This is a genomic window from Streptomyces sp. NPDC020422, assembly GCF_044386705.1.
Taxonomy (GTDB): Bacteria; Actinomycetota; Actinomycetes; order Streptomycetales; family Streptomycetaceae; genus Streptomyces.
On sequence record NZ_JBIRVJ010000002.1, the window covers coordinates 610731 to 633738 of the forward strand.

The 23008-nt window shown below is 74.1% G+C and carries 23 protein-coding genes; 3 read left to right on the forward strand and 20 right to left on the reverse strand.

Annotated features, from left to right (window positions below):
* From ACH414_RS06775 to ACH414_RS06835, 13 genes are all read right to left on the reverse strand, one after another.
* Nucleotides 1-549, reverse strand: a complete 549-nt coding sequence (locus ACH414_RS06775; protein WP_383162015.1) for a hypothetical protein — start codon at nucleotides 547-549, stop codon at nucleotides 1-3.
* Nucleotides 550-704: 155 nt separating this feature from the next.
* Nucleotides 705-1484, reverse strand: coding sequence for an HAD-IIA family hydrolase (locus ACH414_RS06780; protein ID WP_382535726.1), 780 nt, complete (start codon nucleotides 1482-1484; stop codon nucleotides 705-707).
* 81 nt (nucleotides 1485-1565) lie between these two features.
* On the reverse strand, nucleotides 1566-3104 hold the full coding sequence (locus tag ACH414_RS06785) for an alkaline phosphatase family protein (RefSeq protein WP_382536180.1): 1539 nt from the start codon (nucleotides 3102-3104) through the stop codon (nucleotides 1566-1568).
* Nucleotides 3105-3270: 166 nt separating this feature from the next.
* On the reverse strand, nucleotides 3271-4329 hold the full coding sequence (locus ACH414_RS06790) for a 2-aminoethylphosphonate ABC transporter substrate-binding protein (RefSeq protein WP_398941007.1): 1059 nt from the start codon (nucleotides 4327-4329) through the stop codon (nucleotides 3271-3273).
* A 14-nt stretch (nucleotides 4330-4343) separates the two neighbouring features.
* Complete coding sequence (locus ACH414_RS06795) at nucleotides 4344-5141, reverse strand: ABC transporter permease (RefSeq protein WP_398941008.1); 798 nt, start codon at nucleotides 5139-5141, stop codon at nucleotides 4344-4346.
* Nucleotides 5128-6060, reverse strand: coding sequence for a 2-aminoethylphosphonate ABC transporter permease subunit (locus ACH414_RS06800; RefSeq protein ID WP_382535735.1), 933 nt, complete (start codon nucleotides 6058-6060; stop codon nucleotides 5128-5130). Before ACH414_RS06800 ends, ACH414_RS06795 begins: the two co-directional genes overlap by 14 nt.
* The gene (locus tag ACH414_RS06805) at nucleotides 6053-7138 is read right to left on the reverse strand and encodes an ABC transporter ATP-binding protein (RefSeq protein WP_382535738.1); all 1086 of its coding nucleotides are present in this window, start codon (nucleotides 7136-7138) and stop codon (nucleotides 6053-6055) included. Before ACH414_RS06805 ends, ACH414_RS06800 begins: the two co-directional genes overlap by 8 nt.
* The gene (locus tag ACH414_RS06810; protein ID WP_398941011.1) at nucleotides 7135-7812 is read right to left on the reverse strand and encodes a phosphonatase-like hydrolase; all 678 of its coding nucleotides are present in this window, start codon (nucleotides 7810-7812) and stop codon (nucleotides 7135-7137) included. The genes ACH414_RS06805 and ACH414_RS06810 overlap by 4 nt, the downstream gene beginning before the upstream one ends.
* A gap of 5 nt (nucleotides 7813-7817) precedes the next feature.
* Nucleotides 7818-8954 carry a TIGR03364 family FAD-dependent oxidoreductase gene (locus tag ACH414_RS06815; RefSeq protein WP_398941013.1) on the reverse strand — a complete coding sequence of 379 codons (1137 nt, stop codon included), beginning with the start codon at nucleotides 8952-8954 and terminating at the stop codon, nucleotides 7818-7820.
* Nucleotides 8955-9409: 455 nt separating this feature from the next.
* A complete protein-coding gene (locus ACH414_RS06820) occupies nucleotides 9410-10180 on the reverse strand; it encodes a GntR family transcriptional regulator (RefSeq protein WP_398941015.1) in 771 nt (256 codons plus the stop codon).
* A gap of 50 nt (nucleotides 10181-10230) precedes the next feature.
* Nucleotides 10231-11289, reverse strand: coding sequence for a hypothetical protein (locus ACH414_RS06825; RefSeq protein ID WP_398941017.1), 1059 nt, complete (start codon nucleotides 11287-11289; stop codon nucleotides 10231-10233).
* 125 nt (nucleotides 11290-11414) lie between these two features.
* On the reverse strand, nucleotides 11415-12503 hold the full coding sequence (locus tag ACH414_RS06830; RefSeq protein ID WP_398941132.1) for an ROK family protein: 1089 nt from the start codon (nucleotides 12501-12503) through the stop codon (nucleotides 11415-11417).
* Nucleotides 12407-12994 (reverse strand): hypothetical protein, encoded by a 588-nt coding sequence (locus ACH414_RS06835; protein ID WP_398941144.1) that lies wholly within the window; start codon nucleotides 12992-12994, stop codon nucleotides 12407-12409. Before ACH414_RS06835 ends, ACH414_RS06830 begins: the two co-directional genes overlap by 97 nt.
* A 255-nt stretch (nucleotides 12995-13249) precedes the next feature.
* Here ACH414_RS06835 and ACH414_RS06840 point away from each other — a divergent pair, with 255 nt between their 5' ends.
* Nucleotides 13250-14332 (forward strand): Gfo/Idh/MocA family oxidoreductase, encoded by a 1083-nt coding sequence (locus ACH414_RS06840; RefSeq protein ID WP_382535753.1) that lies wholly within the window; start codon nucleotides 13250-13252, stop codon nucleotides 14330-14332.
* Nucleotides 14333-14442: 110 nt separating this feature from the next.
* Nucleotides 14443-14910, forward strand: coding sequence for a heme-degrading domain-containing protein (locus tag ACH414_RS06845; RefSeq protein ID WP_382536186.1), 468 nt, complete (start codon nucleotides 14443-14445; stop codon nucleotides 14908-14910).
* Here the strand turns inward: ACH414_RS06845 and ACH414_RS06850 are convergent.
* The 5 genes from ACH414_RS06850 to ACH414_RS06870 form a co-directional block, all read right to left on the reverse strand.
* Nucleotides 14873-16360 carry a choice-of-anchor A family protein gene (locus tag ACH414_RS06850; RefSeq protein WP_398941019.1) on the reverse strand — a complete coding sequence of 496 codons (1488 nt, stop codon included), beginning with the start codon at nucleotides 16358-16360 and terminating at the stop codon, nucleotides 14873-14875. The two genes, ACH414_RS06845 and ACH414_RS06850, sit on opposite strands and share 38 nt — an antisense overlap.
* A gap of 188 nt (nucleotides 16361-16548) precedes the next feature.
* Entirely contained in the window at nucleotides 16549-17406 is an 858-nt protein-coding gene (locus ACH414_RS06855; RefSeq protein ID WP_382535758.1) for a fumarylacetoacetate hydrolase family protein, read from the reverse strand.
* A 138-nt stretch (nucleotides 17407-17544) separates the two neighbouring features.
* Nucleotides 17545-18276: a YidC/Oxa1 family membrane protein insertase gene (locus ACH414_RS06860; RefSeq protein ID WP_382535761.1), complete on the reverse strand. Its 732-nt coding sequence runs from the start codon at nucleotides 18274-18276 to the stop codon at nucleotides 17545-17547.
* 108 nt (nucleotides 18277-18384) lie between these two features.
* Nucleotides 18385-18717 carry a DUF6412 domain-containing protein gene (locus ACH414_RS06865; RefSeq protein ID WP_382535764.1) on the reverse strand — a complete coding sequence of 111 codons (333 nt, stop codon included), beginning with the start codon at nucleotides 18715-18717 and terminating at the stop codon, nucleotides 18385-18387.
* Nucleotides 18718-18730: 13 nt separating this feature from the next.
* Nucleotides 18731-19261, reverse strand: a complete 531-nt coding sequence (locus ACH414_RS06870) for a winged helix-turn-helix transcriptional regulator (RefSeq protein ID WP_398941021.1) — start codon at nucleotides 19259-19261, stop codon at nucleotides 18731-18733.
* Nucleotides 19262-19620: 359 nt separating this feature from the next.
* On the opposite strand from ACH414_RS06870, the gene ACH414_RS06875 reads away from it, so the two are divergent.
* Nucleotides 19621-20997: an MFS transporter gene (locus ACH414_RS06875; protein WP_398941134.1), complete on the forward strand. Its 1377-nt coding sequence runs from the start codon at nucleotides 19621-19623 to the stop codon at nucleotides 20995-20997.
* A gap of 306 nt (nucleotides 20998-21303) precedes the next feature.
* Here ACH414_RS06875 and ACH414_RS06880 read toward each other — a convergent pair whose 3' ends face one another.
* Nucleotides 21304-22800 carry a sodium:solute symporter gene (locus ACH414_RS06880; protein ID WP_398941023.1) on the reverse strand — a complete coding sequence of 499 codons (1497 nt, stop codon included), beginning with the start codon at nucleotides 22798-22800 and terminating at the stop codon, nucleotides 21304-21306.
* A complete protein-coding gene (locus ACH414_RS06885) occupies nucleotides 22797-23006 on the reverse strand; it encodes a hypothetical protein (RefSeq protein WP_382535779.1) in 210 nt (69 codons plus the stop codon). Before ACH414_RS06885 ends, ACH414_RS06880 begins: the two co-directional genes overlap by 4 nt.
* Nucleotides 23007-23008: the final 2 nt, after the last annotated feature.

The window sequence follows — 23008 nt, forward strand, 5'->3', positions numbered from 1 at the left end:
TCAGTCCGTGCCCTGGCCCGCGCCCGTGCCACGGCGCCGGGCGCTGCGGAAGGCGACGGCCACGGCGGCGACGGCGGCCATGCCCAGGCCCAGGAGGGTGTACGGGGTGCCGAGGCCCTCGTCGCCCGCGGTCTGCGCCACGCCGGGCGCCGCGGGAGCGGCGAAGGCGGCCGCGCCACCGCCGCCGGCCCGGACCGGGGCGATCGGGGACGGGTGGTGGGTGGGCTGGTGGGTCGGCTCGTGGTGCTGCCGGACGTGGACCGTGCCGACGTCGGGGTGGTCGTGGCCGTCGCAGGTCACGCTGACCTTGTACGTGCCCTCTTCGAGCCCCGACTTCAGGGTGGTGTCGCCGAACAGCGGGTTCTTCCCGCCGTCACGGCCGGTGAGCTCGGCGTCGGCGACGAACGCCTGGGACCTGGCGGCGCCGGTGGTGCCCTTGCAGCCGGTGACGCGGACGTCGACGTCGGCGCCGGGCGGGGCGGTGGACGGGGTGACGGTGGCCTGGACCCCGTCATGGGCGAGGGCGGTGCCCGCCGTGGGCGCGAGCACCAGTGCCAAGGCCGCCCCTGCGGCACGCAGAGCGATGGGACCTGAACGCATTGTGACCTCCTGGTACTGGCAGGGTCACCCGGTTCGCGCCGTTTCGCATCCGCAGGGGGGCCGGCCAGGCGGGCGGAGGGCGGGCGTGCGGCCGAAGCCGGTGCTCAGACGCGCTCGACGAGGTCCGCGATCGACTTCACGACCTTCGAGGGGCGGAACGGGAAGCGGTCGATCTCCGCCTGGGTGGTCAGACCCGTCAGCACCAGGAAGGTCTGCATGCCCGCCTCCAGACCGGCCAGGATGTCGGTGTCCATCCGGTCGCCGATCATGGCGCTGGTCTCGGAGTGGGCGCCGATGGCGTTCAGGCCGGTGCGCATCATCAGCGGGTTCGGCTTGCCCGCGAAGTACGGCTCCTTGCCGGTCGCCTTGGTGATCAGCGCGGCGACCGAACCGGTGGCGGGCAGCGGGCCCTCCAGGGACGGACCGGTCTCGTCGGGGTTGGTGCAGATGAAGCGGGCGCCGGCGTTGATCAGCCGGACCGCCTTGGTCATCGCCTCGAACGAGTACGTACGGGTCTCGCCGAGGACCACGTAGTCGGGGTCGTGGTCGGTGAGGACGTAGCCGATGTCGTGCAGCGCCGTGGTGAGGCCGGCCTCGCCGATGACGTACGCGGTGCCGCCGGGGCGCTGGTCGTCGAGGAACTTGGCGGTGGCGAGCGCCGAGGTCCAGATGTTCTCGACGGGGACCTCCAGGCCCATGCGGGCGAGCCGGGCGTGCAGGTCGCGGGCCGTGTAGATCGAGTTGTTGGTGAGGACCAGGAAGGGCTTCCCGGTGTCCCGCAGCTTCGTGATGAACGCGTCGGCGCCGGGGATGGGCACGCCCTCGTGGATGAGGACGCCGTCCATGTCGGTGAGCCAGGATTCGATCGGCTTGCGTTCTGCCATGGGTGCGGGACTCCTGCCGTACAAAACAACCGGTGTACTGGGGGCGACGCGACAGCGCTGTGGCGACGCCCCCAGCCTAGGTCAGGATGTGGAGACCGTGACCCCGTCGATCACCCAGTACCAGTTGTTGGACCCGGTGTAGCGGAAACGGAAGCTCACGCTGGAGGCACCGGCCGGGACGTTCACCGTCACCGACTGGGGCTGGGACAGGACGTCGGCGGTGTAGCTCTTCACGACGGTCGGGGTGCCGCCGTTGAAGCTCGCGAGGATCTGCGCGGTCTGGCTGCCCTCCTGGCGGTAGAGGGTGGTGAACCCCAGCGTCACCCGGGCCGCGCCCGTCACGCCGTACGCCGGGGTGACGAGGGTGGAGTCGTAGCCGCCCGAGAAGGCCTTGTCGGCCCACTCGTCGGAGTCGGCGACCGCGAAGACGCCCCGGGAGCGCACGTTCAGCTCGCGGGACTGGTCGCGCTGGGAGCGGGACCAGAACTCGTCGGTGGCGAAGGACCAGCCGCGCCACTCGGTCACCCCGCCGGTGCCCATGGCGCTGTTGACGACGGACCAGCCGCCGGGTGCGGTGTGGGTGAAGCCGAGGACTCCGGCGGGGATGCCGGTCTCGTCGACGCGGCCGGTGAGCGAGGGGTACAGGGCGTCGAACGGGTCGGTGGAACGGTCCTGGATCGGCTTGCCGTCGAGGCCCCAGGCGGGGTCGGGGACGATGCCCAGCTGCCGGAAGACGGTGGCGGCCACGTCGACGAGCCGGGTGTCGACGGGGCGGGCACCGGCCGCGATGCCGGGGCCCTGGGCGAGGACGAAGGTGCGCCGCTCCTCGATGGTGGAGCCGCCGTGGCCGCCGGCGTCGGTGTGCCCGTGGTCGGTGGCGACGATGACGGTCCAGCGCTCGGTGGCGTACGAGGGGCGGGCCCGGATCGCGGCGAGGAGGCGGCCCAGGTAGGCGTCCTGGACGTCGATGGCGTCGAGGTACTTCTGGCTGGCGGCACCGTAGGAGTGCCCGATCTCGTCGGTCTCGCCGAAGTAGGCGAAGACGACGTCGGGGTTCTGGTTGCGCAGCACGTCCTCGGTGACGTCGGTGATCGCGAGGTCGTTGACGGCGTAGTCGTTGTCGTGGACCAGCTTGGCGTCGGCGCCGGCGGTGACCGTGCCGTAGGTGTCGAGCTCGGGCCAGTCGACGGCGGCGAAGAGCGACAGCTCGGGGCGGACCTGGTGCAGCCGGGCGAGGAAGCCGGGGTACTGGCCGTAGTTGCGGCCGGCGAAGGTGTTGTCCTTCACGCCGTGCTTGTCGGGCCAGACGCCGGTGGAGATGGTCGACCAGCCGGGGCCGGAGGAGGTCGCGGCCATCGGGTTGGCGTAGAGCAGGGAGCGGCCGTAGGTGCCGTTCGCCATCAGGGACTTGAGGTTCGGGGCCTTGGCGGCGTCGATGCGGTCGTGGCGCAGGCCGTCCATGCCGACGAACAGCACCTTGTCCTTGCTGGTGCCGTTCGGGAGCACGGGCGAGGCCGCCGCCTGGGCGGCGGGGGCGGTGGCGAGGCCGGTGGCGGCGAGGGCTGCGGTGGCGCCGGCGGCGGCGAGCACGGCGCGGCGGGATATGCCGGTGAGCGGCATCGGGGAGTCCTCCGGGATTGAGGGAGCGGGCATGCGGACGCCCCTGATCCCTCAGGGGCGTTGCGGTGGTGGTGCTCGTTGATCCGTTGATCCGTCGGGCCCTTGGTCCGTACCCGTTATCCTTCCGCTACCTTGCGGGCGGACGGAAGGGCCCGGTGGTGAACTTTCAGCTGCCGGTGGCGGACTTCCACGCGTCCACGTACGCCGTGAGGTTCGTGTCGATGTCGGCCCAGTCCGGTTCGAAGACCTCGACGCCGTCCATCAGCCGGGCGAGCGCGATGGCGTTGGCGTCGGTGGCCTTGACGTCCTTGCGGGCCGGGAAGCCGCCGCCGATGGCGCTGACCTCGCGCTGGGCCTGCTCGCCGAGCATGAAGTCGAGGAGCTTCCTGCCGTTCTCGCCGTGCGGGGCCTTGTCGACCAGGCCCGCGGCGTACGGCAGGGCGAAGGTGGTGGGCTTGCCGCCGTCCTTCGCCGGGAACCAGATGCCCAGGTTCGGCATGGTCCTGGCCTGCGCGAAGTTCATCTGGACATCGCCGTTCGCGACCAGGATCTCGCCCTTGTCGACCTTCGGCGCGAGCTTGGACGTGGAGGAGGACGGGCCGACGTTGTTGGCCTGGAGCCGCTTCAGATAGGCCATCGCCGGCTCCTGGCCGCCGAAGTCGTGCAGGGCCTTGATGAGCACGGCGGTGCCGTCGCCCGCGACGCCGGGGGTGGAGTACTGGACCTTGTCCTTGTACTTCGCGTCGAGCAGCTCCTCCCAGGTCTTCGGGGCGGGGCGGAGCTCCTTCTTGTTGTGGACGAAGCCGAAGTAGTTCTTCACGACGGCGGTCCACTTGCCGTCGCTCGCCTTGTCGGCGCCGCCGACCTGCTCGGAGCCCTTCGGGGCGTATGCCTGGAGCAGCCCCTTGGAGTCGGCCTGCTGGATGAACGGCGGCAGGGTGACGAGGACGTCGGCCTGGGTGTTGCCCTTCTCGCGGGCGGCGCGCTGCACCATCTCGCCGGAGCCGCCCTCGACGTACTTCACCTTGATGCCGGTCTGCCGCTCGAAGTCCTCGAAGACCTTGTCGTACCAGCCGTCCCCCGCCTCGCCCTTGAGGCCGTCGGCGCTGTAGACGGTGACCACCTTCTCGTCGGAGGCGGCCGAGGAACCCCCGCAGGCGGTGAGGGTGACGGCGAGGGCGAGGCTGCCGGCGAGGGCGGCGACCGGCTTGGCGTGCGTAAGCATGACGTTGTTCTCTCCTAGCGGTACGAGGCTTTGGTGCGGATGCGGGAGACGGCGAGCAGCACGAGCAGCGTCGCCGCCATCAGGACCACGGCCAGGGCGGAGCCCGTGAAGAGCGAACCGCGGTCGGTGACGGTGAAGACGAGCACCGGGAGCGGCAGCCAGTCGGGCGGGTAGAGCATCATCGTGGCGCTCAACTCGCCCATGGACAGGGCGAAGCAGAGGCCGGCCGCCGCGGTCAGCGACGGCAGCAGGAGGGGCAGCCGGACCCGGAGCAGGACGTACGAGGGGCGGGCACCGAGGCTGGCCGCCGCCTGCTCGTACATCGGGTCGAGCCGCTGGACGGCGGCCGAGACCGACTGGTAGGCGAACGCCGTGACGAGGACGGTGTGCGCGAGGATCACGATCCAGCGCGTGCCGTTCAGGAGCAGCGGCGGCCGGGAGAAGGCGACCAGGACCGCGAGTCCCACCACCACCGAAGGCACCGCCACCGGCAGCATGAACAGGGCGTCGAGGACCCGGCGGCCCCGCTTGCGCAGCGCGGCGGCGGCCAGCGCGGCCCAGGTCCCGACGGTCAGCGCGAGGACACTCGCGGCGAGGGCCGTGACCAGGCTGGTGGTGAGCGCCGTCGACGACTCGCCGCGCACGGCGGCCGCGTAGTGGGCGGTGGTCGGCCCGGCGGGGAAGGCCCCGGACCAGTGGGTGGAGAAGGAGGCGGCGAGGATCACGAGGAGGGGCAGGGCGAAGAGCGGCACGAAGAGGGCCGCGAACAGCGCCCACCATCCCCATCGGCCCGCACGGCTATGCACCAGCACGACGGCTCACCACCCGGTAGACGGCGTAGAGACCCACGGAGATCGCCACGTTGACGACGGCGACCACACAGGCCGCGGTGTAGTCGGACTCGAGGATGGCCTTGCCGTAGACGAGCATCGGGAGGGTCGTGACGCCCTTGGCTCCGGTGAAGAGCACGATCCCGAACTCGTTGAGGCACATCACCAGCACCAGGCTGCCGCCGGCGGCGAGCGCCGGGAGCGCCTCGGGCAGGATCACCTGCCGCACGATCCGCAGCGGCCGCGCCCCCAGCGAGGAGGCCACCTCCAGCTGAGCGGTGTCCAGTTGGGAGAAGGCGGCGAGCAGGGGGCGCATCACGAAGGGAGTGAAGTACGTGATCTCGGCGAGCAGCACGCCCCACGGGGTGGTCAGGAAGCGGAAGGGCCCGTCGGCGGCGCCGGTGAGATCGGTCCACAGGCCGTTGGCCATGCCGACCGTGCCGTAGAGGAAGAGCAGGGCGAGCGTGATCAGGAAGGACGGGAAGGAGAGGAAGACGTCGATGAACCTCGCCACCGCCTTCCCGCCGGGGAACGGCACGAACGCGATCACGAGCGCCAGCACGAACCCGAGCACGAGACACCCGACGGTGGCGGCGACCGCCAGCCACACGGTGGTGACGAGCGCGTCCCGGAAGGAGGAGGACGCGAAGACCTCGGCGTACGCACCGGGGGCGAGGGACTCGCCGACGACGAGGGCGAGGGGGTAGAGGAAGACGAGGGCGAGAACGAGGACGGGGGGCGCGGCCCAGACCCAGGTGGGGAGGGCGCGCCCGCGGCTCGCTCGGGGCGGGCCGTCGTTCCGCGGGGCGGTGGGGGTCACCCCGGACGAGGCCCCGGGGAGGGCGGGCTCCGTTCCGTGAGCGCGCCGCACCGCCACGGCCGCCGCGCCACGGCTAGCCATCGTTCACCCCCGCGGCCAGCAGCACCGCGTCCTCGGGCGCGAAGTGCAGGGTGACCTCGTCGCCGAGCGCGGGGGTCTCCCGCAGCTCGCGCACGTCCGCCTTGACCCGCTGTCCGCCCACGTCGACGTACAGCCGGTGGGTGGACCCCCGCCACTGCACCTCGGCGATCCGCCCCCGCAGGGCGTTGGGCCCGGGCCCGAGCCCGACCAGGTGCGGGCGGACGCAGAGGGTGGCGGCCGAGCCGGGGACCGCGTCCGTGACGGGAACGTCGAGCGCGACCCCGCCGAGGTCGACCCCGTCCGCCCCGACCCGCACCGGCAACAGGTTCGCGTTGCCCACGAACGACGCCGTGAACTCCGTCCGCGGCCTGCGGTACAGCTCCTGCGGGGTTCCGCAGTCCCGCAGCCGCGCCCGGTCCATGACGGCGATCCGGTCGGCCAGGGTGAGCGCCTCGACCTGGTCGTGGGTGACGTACAGGATGGACACGTCCGGCAACTCGCGGTGCAGCCTCGCCAGTTCGGCGAGCATGCCGGAGCGCAGCTGGGCGTCGAGCGCGGAAAGCGGCTCGTCGAGGAGCAGCACGTGCGGGCGGATGGCGAGGGCGCGGGCGATGGCGACGCGCTGCTGCTGGCCGCCGGAGAGCTCGCGCGGGTACCGCTTGGCGTAGGCCGCCATGCCGGTCATCTCCAGGGCCTCGGCGACCCGGCCGGGGATCTCGCCCTTGGGCGCCTTGCGGGCCTTCAGGCCGAAGGCCACGTTGTCCTCGACGCGCAGGTGCGGGAAGAGGGCGTACTGCTGGACGACCATGCCGATGCCGCGCTGGTGCGGCGGCAGCGCGGTGACGTCCCGCTCGCCGATGAAGACCCGTCCGGAGGCGGGCCGCACGAATCCGGCGACGGCCCGCAGGGCGGTGGTCTTGCCGGAGCCGGAGGGCCCGAGCAGGGCCATGACCTCGCCGGGTTCGACGGTGAGGTCGAGGCGGTCGAGGACGGTGTGGTCGCCGTACGCGACGGAGACGGCGTCGAATCGGATGCCGCTGGCAGGGCTGCCGGTGGGGCTGCCGGTGGAGCCGGTCACGCCTCGTACTCCCTTATCAGGGCCGGCAGTTCGGCGACCGAGGCGAGGACGTGGGTGGCGCCGTGCTCCCTCAGCGCGGCCTCGCCGTGCGCGCCCGTGAGGACGCCCGCGACGATCCCGGCGCCCGAGCGGACGCCGCTGAGCATGTCGTACGAGGTGTCGCCGGCGACCACGGTCCGCCGGACGTCGTCGACGGCGCCGGTGCGCAGGAAGGCGGCGAGGACCATGTCGGGGAAGGGCCGGCCGCGGCCGCCCGCGTCGGCGGGGCAGAGGGTGAGGGTGACGAGCTCGCGCCAGCCGAGGGCGTCGAGGATGGCGTCCTGGGTGACGCGGGCGAATCCGGTGGTCAGGACGACGGTCCTGCCCTGCTCGCGGAGTTCGGCGATGGCTTCGGCCGCGCCGGGCAGGGGGGCGATCCGGCCGGCGCCGACCAGCTCGCCGTACGCCTCCTCGAAGGCGAGGTTGGCCTGCCGGGCGCGGTCCTCGTCGCCGCCGAAGAGATGGCGGAAGACGGAGATCTTGGACTCGCCCATGGTGGCGCGGACGTAGTCGATCATCGTGGCGGGGTTCTCGCCGAGGCGTTCGGCGGCGGCCGTGAAGGCCTGCTCGACGAGGCCGCCGTCGGCGACGGTGGTGCCGGCCATGTCGAGGACGACGAGGTTGTGTTCGCGCATGGTGTTCACCAGTTCAGTTCGTTCGCGGTGGTCTCGGCGATGGCGGGCGAGCAGGTCATGCCGCGGCCGCCGGGCCCGGTCACCAGCCAGACGCCGTCGCTCACCTGCTGGCGGTGGACGACGCGGCTGGTGTCGGTGCACTGCGCGTACACGCCGGCCCAGCGGCGCCGGACGCGCGGGAGCGGTCGGCCGAGGAAGGACTCGACGACGCGGGTGAGGTGCTCGTAGGGGTCTTCGAGGGTGTCGAAGGCGAAGGGGTGCTCGTACTCGTGGGTGTCACCGATGGTCAGCCCGCCGTCGAGGCGCTGCACCATGAGCAGTTGCATCCGGTGGGCGGCGGCCGTCGGGTCCTGTGCCTGCCCGGCGTTGAGCGCGTCCAGCTCCGGCGAGGCGTAGGCCGGGTAGTAGCGGAAGGAGTCGGCGTCGGCGACGGAGGTGGTGAGGGGTTCGCCGAGCGGGTCGGTCTGCATCATCTGCAGCCGGACGCGGCGGACCGGGATCTCGCCGGCGATGTCGCGGACCAGGCCGGAGAGCCAGGCACCGGTGCACAGGACGACGGCGTCGCCGGTGTGGGTGTCGCCGTGGTCGTCGCGGACGGCGCTGTGTCCGCTCCCCCCGGCGCCGACGACCTCCCGCACCTCGCGGTGGGGCAGGAAGGTGTAGCGGCCGGTGGCCAGGAGGGCCTCGCGGAGGGCGCGTTGGGCGGTGCGGGGCTCGACGGCGGCGTCCCGTTCGCACCACAGCGCGGCCTGGAACTCCCCGCGCAGGGCCGGGTTGACCGCCCGCGCCTCGGCCGCGGTGAGCAGTTTGTAGCCGCGGGCGGCGGCGTCGGGGCGGGCCACGGCGGCCTCGGTGACGGCGAGTTCGAGCTCGTTGCGTACGGGAGTGAGGGAGCCGATGGCCCGGAAGCCGAGCCCGGGGACGCGGGCGCCGACGCCCTCCCACAGCTCGCGGGCGCGCAGGGCGGTGTCGAGCTCCTTGCCTCCGGCGCGGCCACTGACCCAGATCTGGCCGAAGTTCCGGAGCGAGGCACCGCGCGCCTCCGCCTCGCGCTCGATGTGGACGACCTCATGGCCGCGTTCGACTGCGTGCCAGGCGTGCATGGTGCCCACCACGCCGGCTCCTACGACGATCACCTTCATGCCGTTCACGGTCCTGGCGGCGGGTGACCCGGACCGATCGGGCGGGCGACGGGATGGTGAACGGGTCGCCAAACTTGGACTAGACCCGTTATCGGTTCGTTACCGATTGGGGGCGAGTGGCTGGGGTGAGGCGGTGGCTCGTTCGCACGGGCGGGCCGGCGGACGCGGTGAGGCGGGGGCCCGGACTCATGGGGGGGGCGGGCGGACGCGGTGAGGCGGGGGCCCGGACTCACGGGCGGGCGGGCGTACGCGGTGAGGCGGGGGCCCGGATTCACGGGCGGGCGGCCGGACGCCGTGAGGCGGGGGCCGGACTCATGGGCGGGCGGGCGTACCGGTGAGGCGGGGGCCCGGACTCACGGGCGGGCGGCCGGACGCCGTGAGGCGGGGGCCGGACTCATGGGCGGGCGGCCGGACGCCGTGAGGCGGGGCCCGGATGGCTGGGCAGCCGGACGGGCTCAGCCCTGGTGGCCGCTCAGATGCGCCGTGAAGCTGAAGCGATCGCCCCGGTAGAGCGTGCGCACCCGCTCCAGGGGCCGTCCCGCCGTGTCCCTTGAGACGCGGTGGATCAGCAGCATCGGCAGGGCCGGCGGGGTCCCGATGAGGAGGGCCTCGCGGGGAGTCGCCAGGACGGTCTCGATCCGCTCGTCGGCGTCGCCGAAGGAGATGCCGAGCCGGTCGTGGAGATAGGCGTAGAAGGAGGAGTCGGGGTCGAAGTCCGCGTCCAGGCGCGGGGCGCGGGCCTCGGAGACGTAGGTGCTCTCCAGGCCGACCCGCTCGTCGTCGGCGAGAAGCACCCGCTCCATGTGCCAGACGGGCTCGCCGCGCTCGACGCCGACCTCGGGGGCGAGGGCCTCGGGGCAGGGGAAGCGGTCCAGGGAGATCAGCGCACGCCCCGGACGGCGGCCCTGGCGGCGGACGCCCTCGGTGTAGCTGGCGAGCGAGAGCGGCTGCTCCAGCTTGGGCCCGGCGACCACCGTGCCCCGCCCCTGGCGGCGCAGCCGCCCCTCCAGGAGGAGCTCGCGCAGGGCCTGCCGGACGGTCTCGCGCGACACCTCGTAGCGGACCGCGAGGTCGCGCTCGGTGGGCAGCAGCCCGCCCTCCCCCAACTCGGCGATGAGCGCGGCGACTTTGGCCTTGACGGCGTAGTACTTCGGGATGCGGCCGTGCTCGGGGATGCCGGAGCGGATGGGGGCGCCGGGGTCATCGGGGCTGTTCTGGTTCTCCACCGGGTGATCGTTGCAGATGCGAGTGAACGGGACGGTGTACGAGGGGTGGCTTACACGTGCCGGTGGGAGCGGGGCCCCCGGTGGCGTCGGGTGAGCAGCACCAGGGCGGCGCCCGCCGCGAGCAGGGCGGCCGACGCGGGGGCGACGAGCCGGAGGGCGTCCTCCCGGCCGGTGTGGGCGAGTTCGAGGCCGCCGGGCGTGCGGTCGGCGCCCGGCGGGGTGGGGCGGGCCGGGTCGGCGGGGGGCGTGGCCGGATCGGTGCGGGGCTCGGCGTCCGGGTCGGCGGGGCCGATGCTCAGCGTGTAGTCGCCCGACTCGCCGACCCAGTCGCCGTCCTCGCCCATGCGCTGGACGACGGCGGCGTTGACGACCACCTCGTCGGGCGCGGTGTCGGCGCGGAAGGCGAGCCGAACGGGGACGGTGAGGGTACGGCGGGGGGGCACGGCGAAGCCGGCGAAGGGGCGGGGCGCGGAGACGGAGGCAGAGGCGGAGGCGGAGGGGTGCGGGTCGGCGGGGGCGACGGGGGCGATGGGGGCGGTGGGGGCGGTGGGGTGCGCCGGGTCGGTCGAGGCCGACGGCCTGGGGTCCGCCGGAGCTGCCCGGTCGGCGGAGTCGGGCCGGTCCGGGGAGTCCGGCCGGTCCGCGGAGTCCGGCTGGTCCGCGGAGTCCGGCCGTTCGGCGGAGTCCGGCCGGCGGCTCGGAGCGTTTCCGCCTCCGCCGAACACGCCCACGTTCTCCGCCCGGTCCGTCCCCTCGAACGTGACGGGCCGCCACAGCCTCGCCCCGGCGTCGTAGAACTCGGCCCGGATCTGTGCGGGCCGCAGGGTCCGGCCGCGGTCGGTGAGGACGAGGACGGGGTGGATGCCGCCGCAGGCCCGGTCGGTGGTGTTGGTGAGGTCGAGGTTCCAGGTGAGGAACTCCCCGCCGGCGGCGTACTCGACGGGCCCGTCCTGGATCCGGGCGGTGAGGGGGAAGTCCGCGGTGCTCTCCGCGCCGCAGGCGGGCGGCGCCGCCATGGCCGGCACCGGCACCGGGGTGAGGGCGTGGGCCACCGGGACGGCGGCGGCGGTGGTGAGGGCGGCGAGGGCGAGGGCGTTGCGCAGTCGCATGGGGGCGGGTGCCTTTGCTGCTCGCGGGCGTACGGGTCGGCCGCGACGCTGCCACGCGGGAGGCGGGGTCCCCGTGACCGACGCGGCCCGGCCCCTCGTACGCCGCCGGATCCCGCCCGATCAGCCTATTTTCCGATCATCGGGGGCTCGCCCCCGAAGCCCGACGGCTCCTTGCCGAAGAGCGGTGCCAGGACCAGTTGGGCCGCACCCTCCGCGACCGCGTGCGGGGCGTCCGCCACCGCCACGTCCGCCGGGAGGCCCAGCCCGCCGAGGACGTCGCGGGCACCGCGCGCGAAGGCCTCCGGGGCCGCGAGCACCTCCCGGCCGCCGAGGAGCACGCGGTCGACGTCGAGCAGCCGGACCACGTTCGCCGCACCGGTGCCGAGGACCCGGGCGGCGCCGTCGAGGTCCCCGCGGGCGAGGGCCGCCAGGCACAGCACCTCCAGACAGCCGCGCCCGCCGCAGTCGCAGGGCGGTCCGTCGAGCTGGACGGTCTGGTGCCCGAGCTCCCCGGCTCCCGTCCTGCCCCCGCGCAGCACGGCGCCGCCGAGGACGAGGCCGGCGCCCAGGCCCGTACCGAGATGGACGTACGCGAAGGAGCCGGGAGCGCCCGGGCGCAGGGCGAGCCCCAGGGCGGCGGCGTTGGTGTCCTTGTCGACCACGACGGGCAGACCCAGTCGCCGCGCCAGTTCGTTCCGGAGGGGGAACCCGTCCCACTCCGGAAAGCCCGTGACGCGTCCGGGCGTTCCGGTGAGGTGGTCGAGGGGGCCGGGCATGGCGACGCCCACGCCGAGGACGTTCGCCCGGAGGGGTTCGCCGCGGCCGGGGCGAGCCGCGTGCAGCGCGGCGACCTCCGCCCGTACCGCCGCCAGGACCGGCTCCGCGCCCGCGCCCAGGTCCAGGGGGGCGCGGCGGACGGCGACGCGGGCGCCCGCGAGGTCGAGGAGGACGGCGGTGAGCTCGTCGCGGTCGAGATGGACGCCGACGGCGTGGGCGGCGCCCGGGACGAGCCGCAGCACGGTGGCCGGCTTGCCACCCGTGGAGGCCCGGCGCCCGGCGTCGGCGACCAGGCCCCCGGCCCGCAGCCGCGCGGTGATCTTGCTGACCGCCTGGGGGGTCAGCCCGGCGCGCTCCGCCAGTTCGAGACGGCTGATGCCCTGCTCCCCCGCCGCGCGCAGCAGACCGAGGAGCAGGGCGGCGTTGTGGCTGCGCAGCGCGGGGAGGTTGGCGCCCGCCGGGGGGCCGGCCGGGGCGGGACCGGGGCCGGGGCCGTGGGCAGGACTGGGGCCGTGCGCGGGATCTGGGCCGTGCGCGGGATCTGGGCCGTGCGCGGGATCTGGGCCGTGGGCAGGACCGAGGCCGTGGGCAGGACCGGCGCCGTGGGCAGGACCGGCGCCGTGGGCAGGACCGAGGCCGTGGGCAGGACCGGCGCCGTGGGCAGGACCGGCGCCGTGGGCAGGACCGAGGCCGTGGGCAGGACCGGGGCCGTGCGCGGGACCGGGGCCGTGCGCGGGACCGGGGCCGTGAGCAGGACCGGCGCCGTGGGCAGGACCGGGGCCGTGAGCGGGATCTGGGCCGTGGGCAGGACCGGCGCCGTGGGCAGGACCGGCGCCGTGAGCGGGATCTGGGCCGTGGGCAGGACCGAGGCCGTGGGCAGGACCGGCGCCGTGGGCAGGACCGGCGCCGTGGGCGGGATCTGGGCCATAGCCCGGACCAGGGCCCGCACCGAGGGGCGTGTCGTTACCCGTGCCCGCGCCAAGGGGCATGTCGATGCCCGTGCCCGTACTCGCGCCGCGGCCGCCGGCCGTGCCGGCGTCGGCAGCCGTCCCGGCATCGGCCCCGGCCCCGGCCCCCGGCCGCCCCGCGCCCATCCCCGTACGCATATCCGTCCCCTTCTTCACCACCCACCCATTGTCGCCCCTGCTTGCACTTTCGCAACAGCGTTGCCAAAGTGGTCGGTATGACTGGCACCGACCCCGCCCCCCTCCGCGTCGGACTCGTCGGCTACGGCCTCGCGGGCTCCGTCTTCCACGCCCCGCTCATCGCCGCCTCCCCCGACCTCGTCCTGGACACCGTCACCACCGGCAACCCGGAGCGCGCCGCCCAGGCCCGCGCCGAGCACCCCGGTGTCACGGTGGTCGCCTCCCCCGAGGAGCTGTGGGAGCGGGCGGACCGGCTCGACCTCGTCGTCGTCGCCTCCCCCAACAAGACCCACGTCCCGGTCGCCACCGCCGCCCTCCGCGCCGGCCTCCCCGTCGTCGTCGACAAGCCGCTCGCCGGCACCGCCGCCGAGGCCCGCGCGCTCGCCGCCCTCGCCGACGAGCGCGGGCTGTTGCTCTCCGTCTTCCAGAACCGCCGCTGGGACAACGACTTCCTCACCCTGCGCGCGCTCCTCGCCGAGGGCGAACTCGGCGAGGTCCAGCGCTTCGAGTCCCGCTTCGAGCGCTGGCGTCCGCTCCCCAAGGGCGGCTGGCGCGAGTCCGGCGCCCCGGAGGAGATCGGCGGACTGCTCTACGACCTCGGCAGCCACGTCGTCGACCAGGCCCTGGTCCTCTTCGGCCCGGCCGTCCGCGTCTACGCGGAGTCCGACGTGCGCCGCCCGGGCGCCGAGGCGGACGACGACACCTTCCTCGCGATCACCCACGCCGGCGGCGTGCGCTCGCACCTCTGGGTGAGCGCCACCACGGCCCAGCTCGGCCCCCGCTTCCGCGTGCTCGGGCAGCGCGCCGGCTACGTCAAGTACGGCCTCGACCCCCAGGAGGCCGCCCTGCGCGAGGGCCTGCGCCCGGAGCCCGGCACCGTCTGGGGCGTCGAGCCGGAGGGGCTGTGGGGGCGGATCGGCTCCGGGGAGTCGCCGCTCACCGGCGGCGGCACCCCCGTCGAGACCCTGCCCGGCGCGTACCCCGCCTACTACGCCGCCGTCACCGCCGCCCTGCGCGGCGCCGGCCCCAACCCGGTGACGGCGTACGAGGCGGCCGACGCGCTCGACGTCCTGGAGGCGGCGAAGCGGTCCGCCCGCGAGGGCGTGGCGGTGTCGCTGTGAGGGCGGGGAGCGTGAGCGGCACGGGCAGCGCGGGCCCCGCGAGCAGCACGGGCAGCGCCGGCGGCGCCGGGCCCACGGGGACCCCCGGGACCGCCTCCGAGGTCGCCGAGCTGGAGGCTCAGGAGGCCGCCCTGGTCCTCCCCCACTTCACGTACGAGGACGCCTGGACCCTCGGCACGATCCTGACCGACCTGGCCCGGGAACGCCGCGCGCCCGTCGCGATCGACGTCCGGCGCGGCGCGCAGCAGCTGTTCCACTGCGCGTTGCCGGGGTCGAGCGCCGACAACGACGCCTGGATCGATCGCAAGCGGCGCGTCGTGGAGCGGTACGGCGTGAGCTCCTTCCTCGTCGGCGCCCGCTTCCGCGCCAAGGGGACGAGCTTCGAGCAGTCCTCGCGCCTCGACCCCGACCGCTTCGCCGCGCACGGCGGCTCGTTCCCGGTCGCGGTCGAGGGGGCCGGCGTCATCGGCTCGGTCACGGTCTCGGGACTGCCGCAGGCCGAGGACCACGCCCTCGTGGTCCTCGGCCTGGAGCGGCTGCTCAGCTCGTACCGGTCGAACGCCGGCGCCGGCGGCTGACCGCCACGAGGACACCGCCGCTGAGGGCGAGCCCGGCGGCCGTGGCGCCCATGACCGCCTTCCCGGCGGTGGAACCGGAGCCGGTGTCGGGGAGTTCGCCGCCGCCGGTGGTGCCACCGTCGTGCCCGCCGGAGGTGTGACCGCCCGAGGTGTCGCCACCGGAGGTGTCACCCCCGGTGGCGTGCCCGCCGGAGTCGGAGCCTCCGTCCGTCACTCCTCCGTCCGTCGTCCCGCCGTCGGTCGTACCGCCGTCCGTCGTCCCCCCGTCGGTCGTCCCGCCGTCGGTCGTCCCGCCGTCGGTCGTCCCGCCGTCGGTCGTACCGCCGTCGGTCGACTCCGTCGGGTCCGGGGTCGGCGTGGGCGTCGGCGTCGGCGTGGGGGTCGGCGTCGGCGTGGGAGTCGGCGTGGGAGTGGGAGTCGGGGTCGGCGTCGGCTTGTTCTCCTCGCAGTCCGGCAGGTCCCCGTTGAACGGGTAGGCGTGCAGCTCCTGCCCGCCGCCCCCGTTCACCAGCGAGGTGTGGTTCAGCGAACCGCTCGTGTAGAAGCGCCCGTTCATGCCGGGCATCGTCACCGTCGCCGTGCTCGCCGGCTGGCCGATGAGCACGGCGCCCTCGAACTGCCCGCTGCCTTCGAAGGTCACCGCGGTCGCGTCGGGGAAGTTCCACAGCAGCCGGTCGTGCAGGGAGTCCTGGACGTCGCCGCTGTAGGTGTCGATGGTCCGGGCGGCGCCCCGCATGTTGACGAGGACGGTCGCACCGTTCGGGATGCCGGTGAAGCGGAAGCCCTGCGAGCCGCCGGTCTTCGACTCCAGGTCGAAGTCCACGTCGAAGACCTGGAGCGGCGCCTTCCCGTCGCCGGTGAAGACGGTCTCGCTGCCGTTGTTGACGGCGGTGCCGGTCGCCTTGCGCGGCTTGCCCTTCACGTACGCGTAGCAGCGACTGGCGTCGGTGAGCTGCTCGCGCAGGTCCTTGTACTTGTCGGCCGCGGCCGTGTCGTGGACGGAGGTCGGGGAGACCGTACCGCTGAGCTTGCCCGCGTACCGTACGACCCCCTTGACCGTCCCCTCCTCGGCCAGGAGGCGCTGACCCGAGGCGATGGTGACGTTCGCGCCGGTGGTGAGGAAGTCGGTGCCGTTGTCGGGCGGGACGCGCGAACCGACGCCCGCGACCCCGACGTTGTAGACCTGGGAGACGCCCGTGCGCTTGTTCATGTCGAAGGAGCCGAGGACGACGATCTTGCCCTCGGCCTCGGCGGCCGCCTGGCGGACGAGGAAGTCGCCGCCGACGAAGACGTTGATGTTGTTGTCGCGGCCGGCGATCGTGCCGTTGTTGACGTCCGGGTACGGGGAGGGGCACTTGCCCGGCAGGCAGGGGCCGAGCCCGCCGGGGAGCGGGTCGGCGAGGCTCGCCGTGGCGAGCGCGCCGACGAGGGCGGCGGCACCCGCCACCACGACGGCTGTCGTGGCCAGACGCCGCCGACTCGGTGCATATGAACGGACATCTCGCATATCGCACATCTCACGAATCTCACGCATATGCGGCAATATGCAGAATCCACCGGCCGTTGGCGACGCCCCACGCGCACGGCACCCGGGGCGTCGCCCGAACGACTCAGAGACCGAGCCGTACCCCCGCCGCCTCAGGCGTCCTTGAGCTCCTGGCGCTGCCGCCCGAGCCCCTCGATCTCCAGCTCGACGACGTCACCCGCGCGCAGGTACGGCTTGGGCTCCGGCTGCCCCATGGCGACGCCCGCGGGCGTGCCGGTGTTGATGACGTCGCCGGGGTAGAGGGTCATGAAGCGGCTGACGTAACGGACCACCTCGGCGACCGGGAAGATCTGGTCGGAGGTGTGGCCGTCCTGCTTCAGCTCGCCGTTGACCCACAGCTTCAGAGCGAGGTCCTGCGGGTCGGGCACCTCGTCGGCGGTGACCAGCCAGGGGCCCAGCGGGTTGAAGGTCTCGCAGTTCTTGCCCTTGTCCCAGGTGCCGCCGCGCTCGATCTGGAACTCGCGCTCGGAGACGTCGTGGGCGAGCGCGTATCCGGCCACGTGCGCGAGGGCCTGCTCGTCGGTCTCCAGGTAGCGCGCGGTGCGGCCGATGACGATGGCCAGCTCGACCTCCCAGTCGGTCTTCACCGAGCCGCGCGGTACGAGCACGGTGTCCTCGGGGCCGACGACCGTGTCGGCGGCCTTGAGGAAGACGACCGGCTCCGCCGGGATCGCGGCCCCGACCTCCGCCGCGTGACCGTGGTAGTTCAGCCCGATGCACACGACCTTGCCGATCCGGCCGACCGGCGGGCCGATCCGCAGCCCCGTCGCGTCGAGCTCGGGCAGCACGCCGGCCCCGGCCGCCGCACGCACCCGGTCGAGCGCCGAGGCGTCGCCGAGGAGGCCGCCGTCGATGTCGTCGACCAGCGCGGACAGGTCGCGCAGCGTCCCGTACTCGTCGAGGAGGGCGGGCCGCTCGGCCCCTGCCGGGCCGACACGCAGCAGCTTCATGGTCTTCTCCCTGTGGTCGAGGCGGCCCGGGGAGCGGGCCGTGGTGAACCCCGGCCGATGGAGTGCGGCCATCGGAGGATTGGTCGATCCTCCAATGGATGGGGTCACTCTGCAAGACCCCGTTCACAACCTGGACCCTTACGCAGGAGTAACGAGGGCGCCGGCGGCCGGCATGTCCCGGTAGAGGAAGGCACGCTCGACGGCGGTCCAGGTGGTGCTGGTGACGATGTAGAGCGCGGCGGCCAGCGGCACGGCGGCGACCGAGAGCAGGGTCGCGAAGGAGAGCAGCGGCAGATAGCGGGCCATGGCCGTCGCGACACCGGCGCCGGGCTGGCCGGGCTCGACCGGGGCGACCGGGGACACCGCCTGCTGCCGCCTGGCCCGCAGGTAGTTGTAGGTGGCGACGGTGCCGACGATCGCGAAGAGCACCAGGTAGACCAGGCCGGCCGGGCCGAAGGGGCCGCCGTGGGAGAGGGCGTCGGCGTAGTGGTCGCCGAGCGGGGCGGCGAAGAGGCTGTGTCCGGCCATCCGCCCGCTGGAGAAGAGGTGGAACATCAGGAAGAAGGCGGGCGCCTGGAGCAGGCTCGGCAGGCAGCCCGCGAGGGGCGAGACCTTCTCCTCCGCGTGCAGCTCCATGATCGCCTTCTGCATGCGCTCGGGGTTCTTGGCGTGCTTCTTGCGCAGCTCGGCGAGGCGCGGGGCGAGCCGGGTGCGGGCCTTCTGGCCGCGGGCGGCGGCGCGGGAGAGGGGGTGGACCGCGAGTCGTACGCCCATGGTGAAGAGGACGATCGCGGCGGCGGTGGCGGTCGCGCCGAAGAGCGGCTGGACCAGGTCGGCGAGGTGCTCGACCAGGGTGGCGAAAACGGACATGGGAGCCCTCCGTGGGGTCTCGTCGTGCCGGAGAAGACAGGGGTTGTCGGCAGACGGAACCGCGTGAAAAGGGCGGACCTACCGGCTCGGAACAGCCGGTGGATCCCGCTACGCGGCCGTCGGGAGGGGACGGCCGGGTGCTCGGGGCCTGCGGCGACCCGAGGCGTCGGGGTCGCGTTGCGGCAGGAAGGCGGTGCGCAGGGCCCGTTCGCGTAGGGCGGTGCGGACCCGGGTGGGCGGCACGGGCAGGGCCGCGCCGGCGCCGATCAGGGCGCAGACGAAGGCGGTCGCGGCCATGGCGACGGCGGCGGAGAGCCCGGCGCCGGTCGAGCCCTCGGAGAGGACCAGGTCGGCGAGGGCGAGCAGGAAGAGGAGCGGAGCGAGGACGCGCAGCAGCAGTCCGTTGCGCACGTCGACTCCTTCCCGTTCGTATGCCCGCATATCCGTCTACCCGTTATACACGACCGGTCTCCAGCGGCACGAGGAGTCGGCGGGGCGCGAGGAGCGCGCGCCCGACCGGATCGGCGGGTTCCGGATCGAGCCCGGCGCCGGGCCTCATCTCGATGTCGGCGGGGTGCACGGGGATCCGGCAGGCGGGGCACTCGCCGTACGGGCCGACCTCGGTGCCGCAGTCGATGTGATGGAAGTGACGCATCGGCAGGGCGCCGGGTTGCGCCTCGCGCCCCCACAGACCGAGGGAGCGCAGCACGGGCCAGAGGGCGATGCCGCGGTCGGTGAGCACGTACTCGTCGCGCGGCGGCGACTCCTGGTAGCGGCGCCGGTCGAGCACCCCGGCCTCGACGAGGGCCTGGAGGCGCGCGGCCAGGACGGCGCGGGGGGCGCCGAGGTGGACGAGGAAGTCGTTGTAGCGGCGCACGCCGTAGAAGGCGTCGCGCACGACGAGGAGGGTCCAGCGCTCGCCGATCACCTCCAGGGCTCGGGCGATGGAGCACTGCTGGGTCGCGTAGTCCTTGCCGAGGGCCATGGGATCGAGTGTAGGGGAAGGGGTTCAGTGAATGAACCTTGACTGTTACGGTGGGGATCACGGGCAAGGTTCAGTGAACGAACCTATGCCGAATGAACCCCGATGCGGAACGAACCGACGCGGAACGAACTGATGCTGCGCGAACCGACGCGGATCGAACCGAGCCGGATCGAACCGACGGAAGCCGAGGTCCTGCCATGCCCGAGCCAGCCCCTCATGCCGCGCCTCATGCCGCGCCCCAGCCGGCCCTGGCAGCTCCGGCGGCCCCGGCAGCCCCGGCGGCCCCGGTGGCGCCAGTGACCGCAGCGGCCCCGGCGGCTCCGGTGACCGCAGCGGCCCCGGCGGCTCCGGCGGCTCCGGTGACCCCGGCGGCCCCGGCGGCCGCGGCGGCCCCGCCCTCCGCCGGGCCCGTCGTCGTCCGCCCCCGCGCGACCCTCGCCGTGACCAGTGCCGCCACCGCGCTGACGCTGATGAACTACACGGCCCCGATGCTCACCCTCCCCAGCACGGCCCGCGCCTTCGGCACGCCCGCCTCCGCGCAGGCCTGGCTGCTCAACGGCACCCCGCTCGGCCTCGCCGTCCTCCTCCTGGTGGCCGGCAGCCTCGCCGACGCCCACGGCCGGCGCCGGGTCTTCCTGCTCGGCACCCTCGCCCTCGGCCTCGCCACCGCGCTGGGCGGCTTCGCGACCTCCACCCTCACGTTCACGCTGGCCCGCGTCGCCCAGGGCGCGGCGAGCGCGGCCGTACTCGCCGCCAGCCTCGGCCTGCTGGCCCACGCGTTCCCGACCGGCGCCGGGCGGATCAGGGCGACGGGCGTGTGGGGCGCCTTCGTCAGCGCGGGCATCGCGCTGGGGCCGCTGCTGGCGGGCACCCTCAGCACGCTGGCCGACTGGCGCTGGACGTACGTGACCCTGGGCGCCGCCACCCTCCTGGCGGCGGCGCTGGGCACCCGTGCCCTCGCCGAGTCCCGCGCCCCGCGCGGGGGCCGGACGGACCTCGCCGGGGCGCTGGCCCTCGGCCTGGCCCTGGCGGCCCTGCTCACCGCGCTGACCCTGGGCCGGGACGGCTGGCTGCGCCCGCCGGTGGGCCTGCTCGCCCTCGCGGCCGTGGTCCTGACGGCGGTGTTCGTACGGGTCGAGGGGCGGGCCTCGACCCCGATGATCGACCTGGCGCTGTTCCGTACCCCCGCGTTCCGGGCGGCGACGGCGGGGGCGCTGTTCACGGGCCTGGCGGTGATCGGCTTCTTCAGCGTGCTGCCTGCGCTGCTGCAGCGGGGCGCCGGGATGTCGCCGCTGACGACGGCGTGGCTCTTCCTCCTCTGGTCGGGCACGGCGTTCGTGGTGGCGCTGCAGTCCCGCCGCCTCGCGGGCCGGCTCTCCGCGACCCACCAACTCGCGCTCGGCTTCGTGCTGTCGACGGCGGGGGTGCTCGCCCTGTTCGGCGCCCTGGAGGGCGCGGCCCTGCCCCGGCTCCTGCCGGGCCTGGTCGTGGCGGGCGCGGGCAGCGGCCTGCTGAACGCGGCGCTGCCGCGGCTGGCCGTGGACTCGGTCCCCGGGGAGCGGGCGGCGATGGGCTCGGGCGCGAACAACACCGCGCGCTACATCGGCTCGTCGGCGGGCGTGGCCCTGTCCCTCGCCCTCGCGACGACGGGCCCGGACACGGCCCTGCTGGTGTCGGCGGCACTGAGCCTCGGCGGGGCGGTCGTGACGCCGCTGGTGGGGCGGGGGCGCGGCTGAAGGGGCCACGACTGGAGACGGAAGCCGCCACCACCGCGGTTGGCGTCACGGCCGCGGTGGCAACCGCCGCTGCGGTTGTCCCGGACCGCCGCGGCCGAAGGGCCTCAGCGTGCGACGGGCGCGGGACCCCGCCGACCGACTACCGCCGCCACGCGGCCGCGGGCGGGCACGTGCACGCACCCGCACCCGCCCACGCCCACGCCCACGCGCTCGTGCAACCGCACCCGCACCGCCCACGTCCGCGCCCACCCCACCCCCACCCCCACACCCACACCCACGGCCGCGCGTCCTCCCGTGCAAGGCGGTTCAGCCGCCCGTCGGCACCCGGGCGTCGGTGAACTCCTCGCGGGCGAGCACGTCCTCGTCGGCACGCTCGTCCACCGCTCCCCGGGGCCCGTACAGGCTGACGAGCACGGCGACCCCGAGGTTGAGCAGCAGGGCGAGCAGCCCCGCATTGACGCCCCACAGCGGATCGTTGCCGCTGAAGACGAGACAGCAGACCACGACGACCCCGGCGACGAGCCCGCAGACCCCGCCGTACACGGTCATCCCGCGCCACACGAGCCCGAGCAGCAGCAGGGGCAGGAGCTGCGCCATCCCCTCGTACGAGATGAGGGAGAGCCGGACGAGGGTGTTGGGCGCGGCGTACGTCATGACGAGGGCGAGCGCCCCCGCGACCACCACGACGACCTGCGAGAGCCCCTTCTCGCGCTCCCGCATCCGCGGCAGGAGGGACAGCACGCTGCGCCCCCACATGGTGCCGATGACCAGCATGAACACGGCCATCGGCACGATCGAGGAGAGCGCGGCGGCGACCCCGACGACGCCGACGGCCCAGGGCGGCAGCGAGTCCGTGACGAGCTCGAAGAGGGCGAGGTTCGAGCCGGCGCCGGTGAGGCCGGGGACGACGAAGAGGGCGGCCATGCCGAGCAGCATGGGGACGAAGAGCAGGACGTTGTAGGCGGGCAGCCAGACGGCGTTGCGGCGCAGGGTGTCGGCGTCGCGGGCGCCGAGGTAGCCGGCGACGGTGGTGGGGAAGACGACGACGGTCAGGGAGTTCAGCAGGGTGGTGGAGGCGAACCACCCCACCCCGTACCCGCTGGCCTCCCCACCGTGTCCGGGCAGCGCGAGCCACTCCCCCTTCTCGTCGAGGACCCGCTGGAGGAAGTGGTCCCAGCCGCCGAAGTAGTGCAGCGGCACGTACACGGCGAGGAAGCCGAGGGTGAGGATGACGAGGCTGTCCTTGAGGACGGAGACCCAGGCACTGCCGCGCAGCCCGCTGACGACGACGAAGCCGGTGGTGACGGCGAAGGCGAGGAAGTAGGCGAGGTCGAGCCCGATCCGCCCGTACGAGACGGTGGCGAGGACGACGCCCATCCCCGTGATCTGCAGCTGGATGTACGGCAGCAGGAACACGGTCGCGAGCACGGCGACGACCGCGCCGAGCCAGGGCCTGCGGTAGCGGTGGGCGGCGATGTCGCTGAGGGAGACCAGCCCGTGCTTGCGCGCGTACCCCCAGAGCATGGGCCCGACGACGTAGCCGAGGGCGTAGCCGCAGGACATGTAGGCGACGACGTAGAGGACCGGGGCCCCGTAGTTGTAGCCCCAGCCGGCGGCGCCGAGATAGCTGAAGCTGGTGTAGCCCTCGCCGGCCATCAGCACCCAGATGAACACGGGCCCGAGCGAGCGACCGCCGACGGACCAGTCGGCGAGCCCGCCGCGCTCGTTCCGGCGCGCGGCGAGCAGCCCGAGGAGGACGGTGAGGACGAGGAACCCGCCGAGAATCCAGAGCGCGGCGCTCACCGCTCCCCCCTCTCTCCGTGCCGCTCTCCGCGCCGCTCTCCGCGCCGGTCTCCTCGCCGGGCGAGCGCGACGGAGAAGGGGGTGAGGACGGTGGCCCCGAGCAGCCAGAAGAGGAGGAAGGGGACGCGGTTGACGAAGGGCAGGGCGGCGACGAAGAGCAGATAGGGCACGAGCAGCCACAACAGCTGGGGACGACGCTTGATCACCG

Coding starts and splice junctions, on each gene's coding strand:
- ACH414_RS06780 (WP_382535726.1), bottom strand. CDS start 1,484: ATGGCAGAACGCAAGCCGATCGAATCCTGGCTCACCGACATGGACGGC.
- ACH414_RS06785 (WP_382536180.1), bottom strand. CDS start 3,104: ATGCCGCTCACCGGCATATCCCGCCGCGCCGTGCTCGCCGCCGCCGGC.
- ACH414_RS06790 (WP_398941007.1), bottom strand. CDS start 4,329: ATGCTTACGCACGCCAAGCCGGTCGCCGCCCTCGCCGGCAGCCTCGCC.
- ACH414_RS06800 (WP_382535735.1), bottom strand. CDS start 6,060: ATGGCTAGCCGTGGCGCGGCGGCCGTGGCGGTGCGGCGCGCTCACGGA.
- ACH414_RS06810 (WP_398941011.1), bottom strand. CDS start 7,812: ATGCGCGAACACAACCTCGTCGTCCTCGACATGGCCGGCACCACCGTC.
- ACH414_RS06815 (WP_398941013.1), bottom strand. CDS start 8,954: ATGAAGGTGATCGTCGTAGGAGCCGGCGTGGTGGGCACCATGCACGCC.
- ACH414_RS06825 (WP_398941017.1), bottom strand. CDS start 11,289: ATGCGACTGCGCAACGCCCTCGCCCTCGCCGCCCTCACCACCGCCGCC.
- ACH414_RS06835 (WP_398941144.1), bottom strand. CDS start 12,994: ATGGCCCAGATCCCGCCCACGGCGCCGGTCCTGCCCACGGCGCCGGTC.
- ACH414_RS06840 (WP_382535753.1), top strand. CDS start 13,250: ATGACTGGCACCGACCCCGCCCCCCTCCGCGTCGGACTCGTCGGCTAC.
- ACH414_RS06855 (WP_382535758.1), bottom strand. CDS start 17,406: ATGAAGCTGCTGCGTGTCGGCCCGGCAGGGGCCGAGCGGCCCGCCCTC.
- ACH414_RS06860 (WP_382535761.1), bottom strand. CDS start 18,276: ATGTCCGTTTTCGCCACCCTGGTCGAGCACCTCGCCGACCTGGTCCAG.
- ACH414_RS06865 (WP_382535764.1), bottom strand. CDS start 18,717: ATGCGGGCATACGAACGGGAAGGAGTCGACGTGCGCAACGGACTGCTG.
- ACH414_RS06870 (WP_398941021.1), bottom strand. CDS start 19,261: ATGGCCCTCGGCAAGGACTACGCGACCCAGCAGTGCTCCATCGCCCGA.